At 64.8% G+C, this 17,113-nt stretch carries 15 protein-coding genes; 12 read left to right on the top strand and 3 right to left on the bottom strand.

Features of this window, described 5'->3' with window-relative positions; all coding sequences use genetic code 11:
* Window positions 1-138: 138 nt before the first annotated feature.
* The 5 genes from ACWPW1_RS02800 to deoA all read left to right on the top strand — a co-directional run bounded on the left by ACWPW1_RS02800 (window position 139) and on the right by deoA (window position 5,195).
* Window positions 139-1,314: a pyridoxal phosphate-dependent aminotransferase gene (locus tag ACWPW1_RS02800; RefSeq protein ID WP_313648439.1), complete on the top strand. Its 1,176-nt coding sequence runs from the start codon at window positions 139-141 to the stop codon at window positions 1,312-1,314.
* Window positions 1,311-2,018, top strand: coding sequence for a DNA/RNA nuclease SfsA (gene sfsA / locus ACWPW1_RS02805; RefSeq protein WP_434775652.1), 708 nt, complete (start codon window positions 1,311-1,313; stop codon window positions 2,016-2,018). The genes ACWPW1_RS02800 and sfsA overlap by 4 nt, the downstream gene beginning before the upstream one ends.
* Window positions 2,019-2,124: 106 nt before the next feature.
* Window positions 2,125-3,387, top strand: a complete 1,263-nt coding sequence (locus tag ACWPW1_RS02810; protein WP_271653732.1) for a NupC/NupG family nucleoside CNT transporter — start codon at window positions 2,125-2,127, stop codon at window positions 3,385-3,387.
* Window positions 3,388-3,458: 71 nt separating this feature from the next.
* Window positions 3,459-3,872: a cytidine deaminase gene (locus tag ACWPW1_RS02815; protein ID WP_059313342.1), complete on the top strand. Its 414-nt coding sequence runs from the start codon at window positions 3,459-3,461 to the stop codon at window positions 3,870-3,872.
* 12 nt (window positions 3,873-3,884) lie between these two features.
* Complete coding sequence (gene deoA, locus ACWPW1_RS02820; RefSeq protein ID WP_454252314.1) at window positions 3,885-5,195, top strand: thymidine phosphorylase; 1,311 nt, start codon at window positions 3,885-3,887, stop codon at window positions 5,193-5,195.
* 180 nt (window positions 5,196-5,375) lie between these two features.
* On the opposite strand, the gene ACWPW1_RS02825 is transcribed toward deoA, so the two are convergent.
* Entirely contained in the window at window positions 5,376-6,188 is an 813-nt protein-coding gene (locus ACWPW1_RS02825; RefSeq protein WP_454252315.1) for a cyclic nucleotide-binding domain-containing protein, read from the bottom strand.
* A gap of 130 nt (window positions 6,189-6,318) precedes the next feature.
* Window positions 6,319-7,866, bottom strand: coding sequence for an AAA family ATPase (locus ACWPW1_RS02830; RefSeq protein WP_434775655.1), 1,548 nt, complete (start codon window positions 7,864-7,866; stop codon window positions 6,319-6,321).
* Between the two features lie 152 nt (window positions 7,867-8,018).
* On the opposite strand from ACWPW1_RS02830, the gene mrcB reads away from it, so the two are divergent.
* Genes mrcB through ACWPW1_RS02845 form a run of 3 tightly spaced genes read left to right on the top strand, consistent with a single transcriptional unit; the run spans window position 8,019 to window position 11,475 of the window.
* Window positions 8,019-10,361: a penicillin-binding protein 1B gene (gene mrcB, locus ACWPW1_RS02835; protein WP_454252316.1), complete on the top strand. Its 2,343-nt coding sequence runs from the start codon at window positions 8,019-8,021 to the stop codon at window positions 10,359-10,361.
* An 11-nt stretch (window positions 10,362-10,372) separates the two neighbouring features.
* A complete protein-coding gene (locus ACWPW1_RS02840) occupies window positions 10,373-11,149 on the top strand; it encodes a tetratricopeptide repeat protein (protein WP_059313347.1) in 777 nt (258 codons plus the stop codon).
* Window positions 11,149-11,475, top strand: coding sequence for a YqcC family protein (locus ACWPW1_RS02845; RefSeq protein ID WP_059313348.1), 327 nt, complete (start codon window positions 11,149-11,151; stop codon window positions 11,473-11,475). The genes ACWPW1_RS02840 and ACWPW1_RS02845 overlap by 1 nt, the downstream gene beginning before the upstream one ends.
* 1 nt (window position 11,476) lies before the next feature.
* Here ACWPW1_RS02845 and ACWPW1_RS02850 read toward each other — a convergent pair whose 3' ends face one another.
* Window positions 11,477-11,941 (bottom strand): DUF4124 domain-containing protein, encoded by a 465-nt coding sequence (locus ACWPW1_RS02850; RefSeq protein WP_059313349.1) that lies wholly within the window; start codon window positions 11,939-11,941, stop codon window positions 11,477-11,479.
* Window positions 11,942-12,339: 398 nt separating this feature from the next.
* Here ACWPW1_RS02850 and ACWPW1_RS02855 point away from each other — a divergent pair, with 398 nt between their 5' ends.
* From ACWPW1_RS02855 to pssA, 4 genes are all read left to right on the top strand, one after another.
* Entirely contained in the window at window positions 12,340-14,064 is a 1,725-nt protein-coding gene (locus tag ACWPW1_RS02855; protein ID WP_059313350.1) for an acetolactate synthase 3 large subunit, read from the top strand.
* 2 nt (window positions 14,065-14,066) lie between these two features.
* Entirely contained in the window at window positions 14,067-14,558 is a 492-nt protein-coding gene (ilvN, locus tag ACWPW1_RS02860) for an acetolactate synthase small subunit (RefSeq protein WP_007159690.1), read from the top strand.
* Window positions 14,559-14,584: 26 nt separating this feature from the next.
* On the top strand, window positions 14,585-15,601 hold the full coding sequence (ilvC, locus tag ACWPW1_RS02865; RefSeq protein WP_007159689.1) for a ketol-acid reductoisomerase: 1,017 nt from the start codon (window positions 14,585-14,587) through the stop codon (window positions 15,599-15,601).
* 164 nt (window positions 15,602-15,765) lie between these two features.
* Window positions 15,766-16,620, top strand: a complete 855-nt coding sequence (pssA, locus tag ACWPW1_RS02870; RefSeq protein ID WP_059313351.1) for a CDP-diacylglycerol--serine O-phosphatidyltransferase — start codon at window positions 15,766-15,768, stop codon at window positions 16,618-16,620.
* The last annotated feature ends 493 nt before the right edge of the window (window positions 16,621-17,113 follow it).

Consider the following 17,113-nt stretch of genomic DNA (forward strand, 5'->3'; position numbering starts at 1 on the left):
GGCGAACTTACCAGAAGCTTCCAGGGGGCGCTACTACCGGCCTCCCGCTCCTTGCTGGCGCTCCGCCGGACGCGGCGGATGCCGGCCTGCGAAGCCTTGGTTAGAATCCCGCCTTCGCCACAAGTTCGGACCCCGTCCATGTCCAATTCCTACAGCGCGCGCAGCCGGGCTATCGAGCCCTTCCATGTGATGGCCTTGCTGGAGCGCGCCAACCAGCTCCAGGCCGCCGGGCACGACGTCATCCACCTGGAGATCGGCGAGCCCGATTTCACCACCGCCGCCCCCGTGGTCGCCGCTGGCCAGGCAGCCTTGGCGGCGGGCCAGACCCGCTACACCGCGGCTCGCGGCCTGCCGGAATTGCGTCGCGCCATTGCCGCCTTCTATGGCGAGCGCTATGGCGTCGACCTCGATCCGGAGCGGGTGTTGATCACCCCCGGTGGGTCCGGCGCCCTGCTGCTGGCCAGCGCCCTGCTGGTCGATCCCGGTCGCCATTGGCTGCTGGCGGACCCTGGCTACCCCTGCAATCGTCACTTCCTGCGTCTGGTGGAGGGCGCAGCCCAGTTGATCCCGGTCGGGTCCGACACGCGCTATCAGCTCACCCCCGAATTGGTGGCGCAGCACTGGCAGCCGGACAGCGTAGGTGCCCTGGTGGCCTCGCCGGCCAATCCGACCGGCACCCTGCTCGATCGCGACGAACTCGCCGGGCTGTCGGCAGCGCTCAAGGCGCGCGGCGGCCATCTGGTGGTGGACGAGATCTACCACGGCCTGACCTATGGTCTGGACGCACCCAGCGTGCTGGAGGTGGACGATTCGGCCTTCGTGCTCAACAGCTTCTCCAAGTACTTCGGCATGACCGGCTGGCGGCTCGGCTGGCTGGTGGCGCCGCGCGCGGCCGTGCCGGAGCTGGAAAAGCTGGCGCAGAATCTCTACATCAGTGCCTCCACCGTGGCCCAGCAGGCTGCCCTGGCCTGTTTCACCCCCGCGGCCATGGCCATCTTCGAAGAGCGCCGCGCGGAGTTCGCCCGTCGCCGCGACTACCTGTTGCCGGCGCTACGCGGGCTGGGCTTCGAGATCGCCGTCGAACCCCAGGGCGCCTTCTATCTCTATGCCGACATCTCCGCCTTCGGTGGCGATGCCTATGCCTTCTGCCAGTTCCTGCTGGAGACCGAGCACGTGGCCATCACACCCGGCCTGGACTTCGGTCGCCACCGTGCCGACACCCATGTGCGCTTCGCCTATACCCAGTCGCTGCCGCGCCTGGAGGAGGCCGTCGCCCGCATCGCCCAGGGCCTGCAGCGCTGGAGCGCGCGGTGAGGTTCGAGCCGCCGCTGGAAGAAGGTCGCCTGCTGCGCCGCTACAAGCGCTTTCTTGCCGACATCGAGACCGCCGGTGGCGAGGTGCTGACCCTGCACTGCCCTAATACCGGTTCCATGCTTCATTGCCAGCCACCCGGCGCCCGGGTCTGGTTCAGCCGGGCCAGTGGGCCAAAACGCAAACTGCCCGGCACCTGGGAGCTGGTCGAGACGGACCACGGCCGCCTGGCCTGCATCAATACCGCCCGGGCCAATCGCCTGGTGGAGGAAGCCCTGCTGGCCGGCGGCATCGCCGAACTGGCGGGCTTCACCGCACTGCGCCGGGAGGTGGCCTACGGCCTGGAAAACAGTCGCGCCGATTTCCGCCTGGAGTATCCCGCAGGTCCGCTGTACCTGGAGGTGAAGAGTGTCACCCTGGGCTTCGCCGATACTCCGGTCGCCGCCTTTCCCGATGCGGTGACCATGCGCGGTGCCCGCCATCTGCGCGAACTGGCGGCGCTGGCCGCGGCCGGTGAGCGAGCGGTACTGCTCTATTGCGTGCTGCTCGAAGGCATCGAGGCGGTACGCCCGGCGGCGGAAATCGATGCGGCCTATGCCCTGGCCCTGGGCGAGGCCCGCCGTCAGGGCGTCCAGGTGCTGGCCTATGGGGCACGCCTCTCTCCTGCAGGTATGCAGCTGGACCGACCGCTGCGCCTGGTTGACTGATGAGTCTGCCAAAAGCTGATTGGTCGGACAGGATCTGGCAGGCGCCTTGCTTGCGCTTGTCGCCCATCGATCGCCGCTCTCAGGCGATCCTGTTAGGAGTTTGCTGATGATCTCTGTGTTGGGCATGCTGTTGCTGGTGGCGATCGCCATCGCCTTTTCTCGCCAGCGGCGCGCCATTCGGCTGCGCACCGTGCTCGCGGCCTTTCTGTTGCAGGCCGGTCTCGGCCTGTTCGTGCTCTACATCCCCTGGGGCCAGCAGGTGCTCGGCAGCGTCTCCGGCGCCGTCTCGTCGCTGCAGCTCTATGCCGACAAGGGCATCGAATTTCTCTTCGGCGGCCTGGCTGGCCCCAGGATGTTCGAGTACTTCGGTAACGGCGGCTTCGTTTTCGCCGTGCGAGTCCTGCCCCTGATCGTCTTCTTCGGCAGCCTGATCGCGGTGCTCTACTACCTGGGCATCATGGGCTGGATCATCCGCCTGGTAGGCGGCGCGCTGCAGGCGCTGCTCGGCACCAGCCGGGTGGAATCCACCACGGTGACCGCCACCCTGTTTCTCGGCCAGTCGGAGATGCCCCTGGTAGTACGGCCCTTCATCGCCGAACTCACCCGCTCGGAATTGTTCGCCATCATGGTCGGCGGTTTCGCCGCCGTGGCCGGCTCGGTGCTGCTGGGCTACGCCGGCATGGGCGTGGAGCTGAAATACCTGATCGCCGCCAGCTTCATGGCCGCACCGGGCGGGCTGCTGATGGCCAAACTGATGGAGCCGGAGACCGAACAGCCACGCGACCAGGCCATGAAGACCCTAGGGGAGGGCGAGGAGCGCCCGGCCAACGTCATCGACGCGGCAGCCGAGGGCGCCCAGGTCGGCTTGCGCATCGCCCTGGCGGTCGGCGCCATGCTGTTGGCCTTCATCGCCCTGATCGCCTTGCTCAACGGCATTCTCGGCTGGTGCGGTGCCTGGTTCGGCCTGCCGCAGTTGAGCATGCAGCTGGTGCTGGGCTATCTGCTGGCGCCGGTCGCCTTCCTGATCGGCGTGCCCTGGAGCGAGGCGGTACAAGCCGGCGGCTTCATCGGCCAGAAGCTGGTGCTCAACGAATTCGTCGCCTATGCCGATCTGTCGACCTACCTGGATCCCGTCAAGGCCGCGGCGGCCGGGGCACAACCCCTGTCGGCGCACACCCAGGTCATCGTCACCTTTGCCCTCTGCGGCTTCGCCAATCTGTCGTCCATTGCCATTCAACTCGGCGGCCTGGGCGGCATCGCCCCCCAGCGGCGTCACGAACTGGCCCAGCTGGGCCTGCGCGCCATGCTTGGCGGCACCCTGGCCAACCTGATGAGTGCGGCCCTGGCCGGCTTCTTTGTCAGCCTTTGAGTCGCGGCGGCCCGGTCGTCCGACCGGGCTACACTCACGCTCGCTCTTTTCGCTTTCCTGAGGTACTTCCCATGTCCGCTGTTCCTGCTGAAACCCTCGACCACCTGCTGACCGAGGCCGTCACCGCTTCCCAGCGTGCCTACTGCCCGCATTCCGAATTTCCCGTCGGGGCCGCCCTGCTGACGGCGGAGGGCACAGTCATCCATGGCTGCAACGTGGAAAACATCTCCTATGGCCTGACCAACTGCGCCGAACGCAGCGCTCTGTTCGCCGCCATCAGCCAAGGCCTGCCGCCACGCAGCTTCACCGCCATGGCAATCCATGCGCCAGGCGTTCCCCTGATCAGTCCCTGCGGCGCTTGCCGCCAAGTGCTGCTGGAGCTGATGGCGCCCGACGCGACCATCGTCTGCAGTGGCAGCGAGCCCGGCCGGACCCGTACCTGGACCCTGGCTGAGCTGCTGCCCGGCGCCTTCGACGACTTCTAAGGAGTACGGCCCATGTGGCTCGCCCAGGAAGTGATCCGCCAGAAGCGCGATGGCCTGGAGCTGTCCGCTACGGACCTCCAGCGCCTGGTCCGCGGCATCGCCGACGACAGCCTCAGCGAAGGCCAGATTGCCGCCTTCGCCATGGCTACCCTGCTGCGCGGCATGACCGCCGCCGAACGTACCGCCCTGACCCTGGCCATGCGCGACAGCGGTCAGGTGCTGCACTGGGACCTGCCTGGTCCGGTGGTGGACAAGCACTCCACCGGGGGCGTGGGCGATCTCACCAGCCTGGTGCTGGCGCCCCTGCTCGCCGCCTGCGGCTGCCATGTGCCGATGATTTCCGGATGTGGTCTGGGGCATACCGGTGGCACCCTGGACAAGCTGGAAAGTATTCCCGGCTACCGCATTCGCCCTGGCCTGCCGCGGTTTCGCCAGGTGGTGGCCGAGGTGGGCTGCGCCATCGTCGGTCCCGATGCCGACCTGGCGCCAGCCGATCGCCGGTTGTATGCCATCCGCGATGTCACCGCCACGGTGGAGTCGGTGGATCTGATCACCGCCTCCATCCTGGCCAAGAAACTGGCCGCTGGCCTGGATGTGCTGGTCATGGACGTCAAGACTGGCGGCGGTGCCTTCATGGCCGAGACGGCGGCGGCGCAACGCCTGGCCGACAGCCTGGTCGAGGTGGCCGAGGCCGCGGGGGTACGTACCCGTTCGCTCATCACCGACATGAGTCAGCCCCTGGCCCGCAGTGCCGGCAATGCTCTGGAGGTGGAGGAGGCCATCGCCCTGCTGGCCGGCGACGTCCGCAGCGAACGCCTCTGGCGGGTGATCCAGGCCCTGGCCGAGGAGGCGCTGCAGCTGGCCGGACTGGCGGAGGATGCCGCGACGGCCGAGCATCTGGTGCTGGATGCCTGGCGCAGTGGCGCTGCCCTGGAACGTTTCTCGGCCATGAATCGGGCGCTCGGGGGCCCGCCGGACCTGACCGACCGACCCTGGCAGCATCTGCCCCGGGCGGCAGTGGTGCGGGCCGTCCATCCAGCGCGACCTGGGTGGGTACAGCAGGTCGATACCCGCGCCCTCGGCCTGCTGGTGGTCGAGCTGGGTGGTGGCCGGCAACGCCCCGACGACGACATAGACCCTGCCGTGGGCCTGGCCGAGTTGGCGCTGCCGGGCGAACGGGTAGGGGAGGAGCGACCGCTGGGCCTGATCCATGCCCAGGATACCGCCAGCGCAGAGCGGGCCGCCGCGCAGTTACAGGCAGCCTACTCGCTTGGCGAGGAACGGCCGGCAGCCAGCATGCCGCCCGTGCTGGATCGGCGCTAGTCACCAAATCGCAGACAAAAAAAGACCCGGCAGAGCCGGGTCCAAAACCGTGATTAGCCTGATGAGGAGATAACCCGAAAGACCAACTGCTGGACCTTCAGTTATCGACCGATCTCGCGACCGGCTGAGTTGAATAATAACAATTCTCATTCCATCGTCAAGCGTATTCGAGAATATTTCTTAATTACTGGCGGAAGGCTGTTCCGCAGCGCTGCGCAGGCGGGTGACTTCCTTGTTCAGGGTGTTGATATGGCGCGCCATGTTCTCGATCAGGCTGTGGGCAATGCGCGGGGTGGTTTCCATCAGCGAGACGAACTGGTCCTGGGGAATCACCAGCACCGCGCAGGAGGTCTTGGCGATGACGCTGGCGGTACGCGGCGTATGGGTGAAGACCGCCAGCGCCCCGACGATTTCGTCCTGGCAGACCTCGCCAACCTTGCAGCCATCTACCCAGGCCTCGGCATGCCCCTCGGTGATGACGAAGACATGCTCGGCGGAGTCGCCCTGGCGAATGATGACCTCGCCAGCGGCATAGCGGCGAAAACCGGTCGCGGGCTGGGTGACTGGCGGCTTCAGGCGGATCAGCGCCTGCGCCAGCAGGGATTGCTGGCCGAGCATGTAGCGCAGCAGGGCATCGCGTTGAGCGGGAGTAGCGGTGGCCGCGGTAAGGAAGGCCTCCCGGTCATAGGGTTGCACCAGGACGTCGGCCTCGCTCTCGTAATTGAGCGTGGGCAGATCCAGGGGGCGCCCCAGGCCGATCAAGTCGCCTTCGTCGAGCTGGAACAGCGCCCGCTGATCCAGGACCACGCGCAATGGCCCGCGCTGGATCAGATAGACCTCATCGTTACGCATCCAGTCCTGCAGCAGCGTCGTCGGACTTAGCTGCAGCGGCTGCCGACTCGGCGCCATACCACTGAGCAGCTGCGCAGGAATGGCTTGCAGCGCCTGGCGCAACTGATCGACATAGGGGGGCTGATCGCCGATAAGGTACATGGTGCCAATTCCTTCTTGTTACGCAGAGGTTGTGACGTGGGTCGCACGATAAGCCGCTCGTCGGCGACCGTAAATCCACAACTCTGCGAGCTGTGACGGAACGCTTGTTCTGCCTTCCCAGAGGTCGCGATCAGGCCTCGGCGCGACCCAGGCGGCGCAGCAGGCGAGCCGGCAGGGCCTCCAGCTGTCCGGCCTGACCCAGCGCCACGATCAGCGCGCGATCCTGCTCGGCAGGCTCCAGCGGATCCTGCGCCTGACGCTGCGCCGCTACAACCGCGAGGGTGGCTTCGGAAGGGTCCGTTCCTTCGGCCTGGCGCTCCTGCAACCATTGTGCGATGAGCGCGTCGTCCGCCTGGCAATCGATGAACAACAGCGGGACACCCTGGGCTTCCGCCAGCGTCTGGGCCGCCGTCCGTTGCACCTGCTTGAGGTAGGTCGCGTCGAGTACCAGCGGATAGCCGGCCGCCAGCACCTGGGCGCCGATCTCGTGCAGGCGGCCATAGGTGGCTTCGCCCGCCGCCGCGCTGTAGCGGGTGGCCTCGTCGCTGTCGGCATAGAGTCGCTTGCGTTCGACGTCGGATCTCAGGCGTATGGCGCCAAGCGCCTCGACCAGGGCCAGGGCCACGGTGCTCTTGCCGATGCCCGAGACCCCGTGCATCACCGCCGCGAAGGGCTGGGGCACCTGGGTATAGCCTTCGGCCAGCGCCGTGTAGCTGCGATAGCTGGCAAGGATCTCGGCGCGCAGAGCCGGCTCCTCGGCCTGGCCCAGGCGGAACAGGGCGATCTTGGCGCGCACCATGGCGCGATAGGCCTTGTAGAAGTCCAGCAAGGCCAAGCCGGCGTAGTCGCCGGTCGCCTCGAAGTAGGCGTTGACGAATCTGTTGCTCAGCGCCGCGAGGCCGCGGTCCTCCAGGTCCATGGCCAGGAAGCCGGCATCGCCCATGGTGTCGGTCAGGCGGAAGGGTTCGTTGAACTCGATGCAGTCGAACAGCACCACCTCGCCATCGAGCAGGGTGGCATTGGCCAGGTGGATGTCGCCGTGGCATTCGCGGATGTAGCCGTCACGGCAGCGTGCCTCGAACAGTGGCAGCAGGCGGGCGTAGCTGGCTTCGGCCCAGGCTTCGAGCTGGTCCAGCTGCCTGAGGTCAGCCGCTTCGCTCAACATGGCGCGGATCTGCTCGAAGTTTTGCCGCACCGGCGCCATGGCGGCATTCGGGGTGCACAGCGGATGCTCGATCGCGACCTGGGGCGCCACCTGATGGAAGCGGGCGATCTGCTCGGCCAGCGCGTCGATGTGCGCGGGGCTAAGCTCTCCGCGCTTCTGCACTTCGCTGAGCAGCTGGCTCTGGGGGAATTCGCGCATGCGCAGGGCGTATTCGATGACCGGACCGTCGCCACCCAGCCGGGGGGCGCTTTCAGTACCGGTGATGGCCACCACGTCCTGGTAGAGATCCCGTGTCAGGCGCTGGTTGAGCCGCAGCTCTTCCCGGCAGAAGTGACCTCGGGCATCCAGGTCGGTGAAGTCCAGAAAACCGAAGTTCACCGGCTTCTTGATCTTGTAGGCGACCTCGCCCGTCAGCACGACCCAGGAAATATGGGTTTCGATGACGCGGAACGCCGAAGTGGGGTGGGGATAGAGCGCCGGGTTCTGCAGGGCGGAAATCAGGAGCTGGCTCACGGGCGGTCCTTGTAGGGAATGGTTGCCGGCATTATCGCTGCCAGGGCTGCCCACGCAAGCCGCGATCCCGCCGGAGGCTCCCTTGAACCGCAGCTGACGAAGCGCTGGCTGGCCTGTGTCGGCTACCGGGCAAGTGCGTATAATGCGCCGCCATGAAGCGACCCCGATCCTCTCGTTCCCGCAAGCGCAAGACCTTTGATTGGCGCCGTCTGTCCGGTTGGGCAGTCAAGCTCGGTCTGGTCGCGCTGGTAGCCCTGGCTGGCGTGTGCATCTATCTGGATGCCGTGGTCCAGGAAAAATTCTCTGGCAAACGTTGGACCATTCCGGCCAAGGTCTATGCCCGGCCGCTGGAGTTGTTCAATGGCGTCAAGCTCAGCCGCGACGACTTCCTCACCGAACTCGATGCCCTCGGCTATCGCCGCGAAAAGACCGTGGACGGCCCTGGCAGCGTCTCTGTGGGCGCCTCCACGGTCGATCTGAATACCCGTGGGTTCCAGTTCTATGAAGGAATGGAGCCACCCCGAGCGATCCGGGTTCGCTTCGCCGGTGGCACCGTTTCGGGTGTCAGTGCCCTGGACGGCAGCAACCTCGCCGTGGCTCGTCTGGAGCCGCTGATGATCGGTGGCATCTATCCGGCGCACAACGAAGACCGCATTCTCATCAAGCTCGACCAGGCCCCACCGCATCTGGTCGATGGCTTGGTAGCCGTGGAAGACCGGGAGTTCTGGCATCACCATGGTGTCTCGCCCAAGTCCATCGCGCGCGCCGTCTGGGTCAACGCCACCAGCGGTCAGGTACGCCAGGGCGGCAGCACCCTGACCCAGCAGCTGGTCAAGAATTTCTATCTCACCAACGAGCGCAGCATCACCCGCAAGGGCACCGAAGCGCTGATGGCCCTGCTCCTGGAGCTGCACTACAGCAAGCAGGAAATCCTGGAGGCCTATCTCAACGAGGTGTTCCTCGGCCAGGACGGTTCGCGCGCCATCCATGGCTTCGGTCTGGCCGCGCAGTACTTCTTCGGGCAGCCCTTCAGCGAGCTGAAGCTGCATCAGGTCGCCCTGCTGGTCGGCCTGGTGAAGGGCCCGTCCTACTACAATCCGCGCCGCTACCCCGAGCGTGCCACGACCCGCCGCAACCTGGTACTCGACCTCATGGCCGAGCAGGGCGTGGTCAGCGCCACCGAAGCCGAGGCGGCCAAGGCTCGGCCACTGGGCATCACCAAAGCCGGCAGCCTGACCAACAGCTCCTTCCCGGCCTTCGTCGACCTGGTCAAGCGCCAGCTCAAGCAGGACTACCGCGACGAAGACCTCACCGAGGAAGGCCTGCGCATCTTCACCAGCTTCGACCCCATCCTGCAGACCAAGGCCGAGGCGGCCATGGCCGAGTCCATGAAACGCATCGACGGCCGCAAGGGCGCGGAAAACGTCGAGTCGGCCATGGTGGTGACCAATCCGGAAACCGGTGAGGTCCAGGCCCTGCTCGGCGGTCGCGATCCGCGCTTCGCCGGCTACAACCGGGCACTCGATGCGGTCCGTCAGGTTGGCTCGCTGATCAAGCCGGCGGTCTACCTCACTGCCCTGGAGCGGCCCAGCAAGTACACCCTGACCACCCTGATCCAAGACGAGCCCTTCTCGGTAAAGGGTGCCGACGGCCAGGTCTGGCGGCCGCAGAACTATGAGCACAAGGCGCACGGCACCATCTTCCTCTACCAGGGGCTGGCGCACTCCTACAACCTGTCCACGGCCCGCCTGGGCCTGGACCTGGGGCTGCCCAAGGTGCTCAAGACCGTCGAGCGCCTGGGTGTGAGCCGCGCCTTGCCGCCTTATCCGGCGACCCTGCTCGGTGCCGGCGCCCTGACGCCCATGGAAGTGGCTACCATGTACCAGACGCTGGCCAATGGTGGCTTCAATACCCCGCTGCGCAGTATCCGCAGCGTGCTCGATGCCAATGGCGAGCCGCTCAAGCGCTATCCCTTCCAGATCGAGCAGCGCTTCGATACCGGCGCCATCTACCTGGTGCAGTACGCCATGCAGCGGGTGATGCGCGAGGGCACCGGGCGTTCGGTCTACAACCAGATTCCCACCAGCGTGAATCTGGCGGGCAAGACCGGCACCACCAACGATTCCCGCGACAGCTGGTTCTCCGGCTTCAGCCAGGATCTGCTGGCAGTGGTCTGGCTGGGACGTGACGACAACGGCAAGACGCCGCTGACCGGTGCCACTGGCGCCCTGCAGGTCTGGAGCAACTTCATGCGCCGTGCCGATCCGGTCTCCCTGGACATGCCGGTGCCGGACAACATCGTCCAGGCCTGGGTGGATGCCACCACCGGCCGCGGCACTGACCCCTCGTGTCCCAATGCCGTACAGATGCCTTATATTCGCGGCAGTGAGCCGCCGCCCGGTGTTGCCTGTGGCGCGCCGGCTGCGCCTGCTGCCAGCGGGAACGGCAACGGCGGCAATCCGGTCATGGACTGGGTCAAGGGTTGGTTGAATTGAGAGGTTCCAAGGTGACGAAAGCAGTCTGGCCGGTAGTGATCGCCGGTGTTCTTCTCGCCGGTTGCGCCGCGCCGCAGCGTGGTGCCATCCCGGTAGTCGATTCCGGCGGCCCGGTGTCCAACGGCGAGCTCTATCGCCAGGGCAACAATCGCCCCTTGCCGGCGCAGCGCCAGGCACCGGTGGCTGCGGCGCCTAGCGCTCCGGCCGATTCCGGGGTGACGGTCATGGTGCCGGGCGGCAGTTCCGCGCCATTGGAGACCTATGCCGCGCCCGCCGCCTCCGCGCCGCTGATCACCTCGTCCAGCCCCAATGCGCCGGCCGCCCAGGCGCCGGTGCAGTCCGGCTACGCTCAGCCGGTCTATCCCCCTGCCAGTCAGGCTGGCTCCCCGGCCACCCGTACGGCGCCCACCGGCATACCCTCCGCAAGCAACACCAGTGGTGGTGGCCTGGCGGCCGACGAGCAGCTCGATGGCCCGGTGCTGGCCTTGCTGACCACCGCGCAGCAGCAGCAGAGCGGTGGCGATCTCAACGGCGCGTCCTCGAGTCTTGAGCGTGCCCAGCGCATCGCGCCTCGTGAGCCTCAGGTGCTCTATCGCCTGGCCCAGGTGCGTCTGGCCCAGAACGACCCCGCCCAGGGTGAGCAGCTGGCGCGCCGCGCCCTGAGCTACGCCAATGGCCGGCCGGCTCTGCAGGCCAGTCTCTGGCAGCTGATCGCCCAGGCCCGAGAGGCCCAGGGCGATGCGTCCGGCGCCGCCCTGGCCCGGCAGAAGGCCCAGGTGGGTACCTGATGGACGAGCGCCTGCCTGCCCTGGCCGATCAACTGCTGCACATCGAGCGCGAATTGCGCCTGCTTGGCTGGTGGTCGGCGCAGGCGCCCAGCGCCGAGGCCCTGGCCAGTCAGGAGCCTTTCTGCGTCGATACCCTGAGCTTCGCCCAGTGGCTGCAGTGGATCTTCCTGCCGCGGATGAAGCTGATCATCGAAAGCGACGCGGTACTGCCAGCGCGGTCGAGCATCCGGCCGATGGCCGAGATGGTCTACCAGGGCAACCTCGATCCGGTGTTGCCCCTGCTCGCTTCCCTGGCCGAATTCGATCGGCTCATCGAAAGCGTCTGAGTTATTTGCCGCAATTCTGCTCGATGGACAACTGGGTGTCGGCCAGTCGCTGCTGACGCTCTTCCTCGCTCAGCCGCCGCGTCTCGCCGCGACCGGACTGAACCAGGATGCGCGGGTTGTTGCGCAGCTGTGCCAGATTCTGGCGCGCCTGATCGCACTGCTCCTTGAGCTTGTTCTGCTCCTCGCGCACTTGCGCCTTCACCCGGCGATCCAGCTCCTGTTGCTGGGCATCATTGGACACCGACGGCTGCTGGGCGCCATTGGGCATCTTGTAGGTGGGTGCGCTGCCACTGCCATTGATCTGCGGCGCCGTCTTCACGTCCACCTCGTTGGCCTTCTGGCCTTCGGGTGGCTGGGCACTGAAGTGGGTGACGCCCTTGTCGTCGGTCCACTTGTAGACCTGAGCGGCCTGGGCGGACAGGCTGCAGGCGAAAGCCAGAGCGGATAGCCAGAAGATCGAGCGCATGGGAATCCTGGAAGGGGAGAGGACAGGACTTCACTATAAGAGGTGGCGTCGTCCTTTTCATCAGCCTTGATCGCCGACAGCCGATTGCGCCTGGTTGCACCTTTCGGCTTGACTTGCACCGGTCGAATGCGAACAATCCAAAGTTCGCTGTAGCGAGTCGGCCCAAAGCTGACTGCTCGGCAGACCATGAGGTGCCTACCCGCGCCGCCACAGTCAAATACCCTGCACCGCGTTACCTCGCGTCGGGTGGAAGCTCCAGCATTCATCGGAATCTTCCAACAAGGCTTTCTAGGCAGCTGAATCGTCGGTGACCACCGTCGCCCATGCTCTGCCTTGCAGTCAACCGAACCTTGAGCGTCCACCGATGGGCGCTCGCCATGCGTGGAATGAGGTGATACGTGGAGCTATTAACTGGCGCTGAGATGGTCGTCCGCTTCTTGCGCGACGAGGGCGTGAAACACATCTACGGGTACCCGGGCGGTGCCCTGCTGCACATCTACGACGCCCTGTTCAAGGAACCGGCGCTCAACCACATCCTGGTTCGCCACGAACAGGCCGCCACCCACATGGCCGATGGCTATGCTCGTGCCACCGGCAAGGCTGGCGTGGTCCTGGTGACCTCGGGTCCCGGGGCGACCAACGCCGTCACCGGTATCGCCACCGCCTACATGGACTCCATCCCCATGGTGGTCCTGTCCGGTCAGGTACCGAGCAACATGGTGGGCACCGATGCCTTCCAGGAAACCGACATGGTCGGTATCTCCCGGCCGATCGTGAAGCACAGCTTCATCATCAAGCACCCTTCCGAGATCCCCGAAGTCCTCAAGAAGGCCTTCTATCTCGCCGAGTCCGGCCGCCCCGGTCCGGTAGTGGTCGACATTCCCAAGGACATGGGCGATCCGACCAAGAAATTCGAATACGTCTATCCCAAGAAGATCAAGCTACGCTCCTACAATCCGGCGCAACGCGGCCACTCCGGACAGATCCGCAAGGCGGTCGAGATGCTGGTGGCAGCCAAGCGGCCGATCCTCTATGCCGGTGGCGGCGTCATCCTGGGCGGTGCCTCGGGCGCCCTCACCGAGCTGGCACGCCTGCTCAACCTGCCGGTCACCAATACCCTGATGGGATTGGGCGCCTACCCGGGCAGCGATCGCCAGTTCCTCGGCATGCTCGGCATGCACGGCAGTTACCCGGCCAACCTGGCCATGCACCACAGCGACGTCATCCTCGCCGTCGGTGCGCGCTTCGATGACCGCGTCATCAACGGCGCCAAACGCTTTTGCCCGAATGCCAAGATCATCCACGTCGACATCGATCCGGCGTCCATCTCCAAGACCATCAAGGCCGATGTACCCATTGTCGGTCCGGTGGACAGCGTCCTCGCCGAGATGGTCGCCGTGGTGCGCGAGCTGAGCGAGAAGCCGCACGCCGAGAGTCAGGCTACCTGGTGGAAGCAGATCGAAGAGTGGCGCGGTAACCGTGGCATGTTCCCCTATGACAAGGGCGACGGCAGCATCATCAAGCCGCAGACTGTCATTGAGACCCTGTACGACGTGACCGCGGGCGATGCCTACATCACCTCCGATGTCGGCCAGCACCAGATGTTCGCCGCCCAGTACTACCTGTACGACAAGCCCAATCGCTGGATCAACTCCGGCGGCCTGGGCACCATGGGCTTCGGCTTCCCGGCGGCGATGGGCGTCAAGCTCAACTTCCCGGACGCCGACGTCGCCTGCGTCACCGGCGAAGGCAGCGTGCAGATGAACATCCAGGAGCTCTCCACCTGCATGCAGTATGACCTGCCGGTGAAGATCATCTGCCTCAACAATGGCGCCCTGGGCATGGTCCGCCAGTGGCAGGACATGCAGTACAGCAGCCGCTACTCCCACTCCTACATGGAATCCCTGCCGGACTTCGTCAAGCTGGCCGAGGCCTATGGCCACGTCGGCATGCGCATCCAGCGTCTGGAAGACCTCAAGCCGATGATGGCCGAAGCCTTCGCCATGAAGGATCGCCTGGTCTTCCTCGACATCGCCGTGGACAACACCGAACACGTCTACCCGATGCAGATCAAGGATGGCGCGATGCGCGACATGTGGCTGAGCAAGACGGAGCGGACCTGAACATGAGACACATCATCTCCCTGCTGCTGGAAAACGAGCCCGGCGCCCTGTCCCGTGTGGTCGGCCTGTTCTCCCAGCGCAACTACAACATCGAAAGTCTCACGGTTGCCGCGACCGAGGATCCGACCCTGTCGCGCCTGACCCTGACCACCATCGGCCAGGAAGAGACGGTCGAGCAGATCACCAAGAACCTCAACAAGCTCATCGAGGTGGTGAAGCTGGTCAACCTGTCCGAGAGCGCTCACATCGAGCGTGAACTCCTGCTGATCAAGGTCAAGGCCACCGGTGCCCAGCGTGCCGAGGTCAAGCGCACCACCGATATCTTTCGCGGCCAGATCGTCGATGTCGGCAGCAGCGTGTATACCATTCAGCTGGCGGGCACCAGCGAGAAGATCGACAGCTTCATCCAGGCGATCGGCGCCGCGTCCATCCTCGAGGTGGTACGTAGCGGCGTGACCGGAATTTCCCGTGGCGACAAAGCCCTGAGCATCTGATACCCCCTTTTCCAGGAGAACCTGCAATGCGCGTTTACTACGATAAAGACTGTGACCTTTCCATCATCCAGGGCAAGAAGGTCGCCATCATCGGCTACGGCTCCCAGGGCCACGCCCACGCCTGCAACCTGAAAGACTCCGGCGTCGATGTCGTCGTTGGTCTGCGCAGCGGCTCGGCCACTGTCGCCAAGGCCGAAGCCCATGGCCTGACCGTCAAGCCGGTAAAGGACGCTGTGGCTTCCGCCGACGTGGTCATGATCCTGACCCCCGACGAATTCCAGTCCAAGCTGTACAAGGACGAGATTGAGCCGAACCTGAAGCAGGGTGCCACCCTGGCTTTCGCTCATGGTTTCGCCATTCACTACAACCAGGTCGTGCCCCGCGCTGACCTAGACGTCATCATGATCGCCCCCAAGGCCCCGGGTCACACCGTGCGCTCCGAGTTCGTCAAAGGCGGTGGCATTCCTGATCTGGTCGCCGTCCACCAGGACGCCTCCGGTAATGCCAAGAACGTCGCCCTGTCCTACGCCTGCGGCGTCGGCGGCGGCCGTACCGGCATCATTGAAACCACCTTCAAGGACGAGACCGAAACCGACCTGTTCGGCGAGCAGGCCGTGCTGTGCGGTGGTGCGGTCGAGCTGGTCAAGGCCGGTTTCGAAACCCTGGTCGAAGCGGGTTATGCCCCGGAAATGGCCTACTTCGAGTGCCTGCACGAACTGAAGCTGATCGTTGACCTCATGTACGAAGGCGGCATCGCCAACATGAACTACTCGATCTCCAACAACGCCGAGTACGGCGAGTACGTGACCGGCCCCGAGGTGATCAACGCCGAGTCGCGCGCCGCCATGAAGAATGCGCTCAAGCGCATCCAGAACGGCGAATACGCCAAGATGTTCGTGGCCGAGGGTGCGTCCAACTACGCTTCCATGACCGCCTACCGTCGCAACAACGCGGCTCACCCGATCGAACAGGTCGGCGAGAAGCTGCGTGCCATGATGCCTTGGATCGCGTCGAACAAGATTGTCGACAAGACCAAGAACTGATCGAGCAGGGCGCCAGCCCTGTAACGAACGGTAAAGACGCGGCCTCGGCCGCGTTTTTTATTGCACTGCCCACGACCCCGGCAATGCCTTAGCATGAGAGGTTAGGCTGAACCCTATCCTCAAGAGGTCAGTCCAACCCGTCAGGTAATGCCCAAGGAAAATCCATGAGCGAGCGTCCCGAAGAAACCCCGTCCAATACCACCACCGATGGCCTCATCCCCGTAGATGAGCACATCGAGGAGACGCAGGACGCCCAGGGTCGCAAGATCAGACGCCGTGGCGTGTACCTGCTGCCCAATCTCTTCACCACTGCGGCCCTCTTTGCCGGTCTCTATTCGATCATCAAGGGTGTCGCGGCTCAGACCGCCTTTATTCAGGGGCAGTACGAGATCGCCTCCGCTGGCTTCTCGGCTGCGGCCGCCGCCATCTTCATCGCCATGGTGCTCGATGGCCTTGATGGCCGGGTCGCCCGCATGACCAACACCCAGAGCGCCTTCGGTGAGCAGTACGATTCGCTTTCCGACATGGTCGCCTTCGGCGTGGCTCCGGCCATTCTGGCCTTCCAGTGGGCCCTGAGCGGCCTGGGTAATGTTGGCTGGGCCGTCGCCTTTATCTATGTAGCGGGTGCCGCGTTGCGCCTTGCCCGCTTCAATACCCAGATCGGCTCGGTGGATAAGCGCTATTTCATCGGCCTGGCCAGTCCCTCGGCAGCCGCCCTGGTGGCCGGTACCGTCTGGTGCTTCAGTGATTTCGGCATCCAGGGGTCCAAGCTGTCCCTGCTGGTAGCCCTGATGGTCGCTGCTGCCGGCATGCTCATGGTCAGCAACTTCAAGTACTGGAGCTTCAAGACCCTGGGCCTGAAAGGGCGTGTGCCCTTCGTGGTCATCCTGATCGCGGTCCTGGTCTTTGCCGTGGTCTTCACCGACCCGCCGCGCGTTCTATTGCTGGGCTTCCTGGCCTACGCGGTCTCCGGGCCCTTCACCACCCTCTGGCGCAATCGCCGTATCGGCCGCGCCTGACGGCATCTGGAGGTCTATAAGAAAGGGGCTGCGCAAGCAGCCCCTTTCTTTTTTTTGGCCTTTCTGAAAATAACCTGTTGACCTGTCCTGAAACTCCCCTATAATGCGCCCCACTTCCGGCGCAGATGCTGAAGCGGCTTGAAAATCAAGCACTTAGGTCTGAGCCGGGCGAGGGGTCTACGGAGTCTTCGCCGCTAGGTTAACGCCTTCGGGCGGTAACAGAGTGAAAGGGAGGGGTTGACAGCGTCTCAGGATGCTGTAGGATTCGCCTCCCGCTGCCGAGATTGGTTAGACCGGTCAGGCAAGCGCAAGTGGTTGAGTTGAAACGAAAAAGTTCAAATCAACGCTTGACAGGATGTGAGGCTAGCGTAGAATGCGCGCCTCGGTTAGCGACACGGTCGCAGCCACTGCTCTTTAACAAGTTGAATCAAGCAATTCGTGTGGGTGCTTGTGAGATAAGTCTGATGTCGCAAGATTATCAGCAACACAAGTA

Source organism: Pseudomonas sp. Marseille-Q7302, assembly GCF_965111925.1.

Excerpts from the sequence above, each read along its gene's own strand:
- ACWPW1_RS02800 (WP_313648439.1), top strand. The coding sequence starts at position 139 with ATGTCCAATTCCTACAGCGCGCGCAGCCGGGCTATCGAGCCCTTCCAT.
- ACWPW1_RS02810 (WP_271653732.1), top strand. The coding sequence starts at position 2,125 with ATGATCTCTGTGTTGGGCATGCTGTTGCTGGTGGCGATCGCCATCGCC.
- ACWPW1_RS02815 (WP_059313342.1), top strand. The coding sequence starts at position 3,459 with ATGTCCGCTGTTCCTGCTGAAACCCTCGACCACCTGCTGACCGAGGCC.
- deoA (WP_454252314.1), top strand. The coding sequence starts at position 3,885 with ATGTGGCTCGCCCAGGAAGTGATCCGCCAGAAGCGCGATGGCCTGGAG.
- ACWPW1_RS02825 (WP_454252315.1), bottom strand. The coding sequence starts at position 6,188 with ATGTACCTTATCGGCGATCAGCCCCCCTATGTCGATCAGTTGCGCCAG.
- mrcB (WP_454252316.1), top strand. The coding sequence starts at position 8,019 with ATGAAGCGACCCCGATCCTCTCGTTCCCGCAAGCGCAAGACCTTTGAT.
- ACWPW1_RS02845 (WP_059313348.1), top strand. The coding sequence starts at position 11,149 with ATGGACGAGCGCCTGCCTGCCCTGGCCGATCAACTGCTGCACATCGAG.
- ACWPW1_RS02850 (WP_059313349.1), bottom strand. The coding sequence starts at position 11,941 with ATGCGCTCGATCTTCTGGCTATCCGCTCTGGCTTTCGCCTGCAGCCTG.
- ilvN (WP_007159690.1), top strand. The coding sequence starts at position 14,067 with ATGAGACACATCATCTCCCTGCTGCTGGAAAACGAGCCCGGCGCCCTG.
- ilvC (WP_007159689.1), top strand. The coding sequence starts at position 14,585 with ATGCGCGTTTACTACGATAAAGACTGTGACCTTTCCATCATCCAGGGC.
- pssA (WP_059313351.1), top strand. The coding sequence starts at position 15,766 with ATGAGCGAGCGTCCCGAAGAAACCCCGTCCAATACCACCACCGATGGC.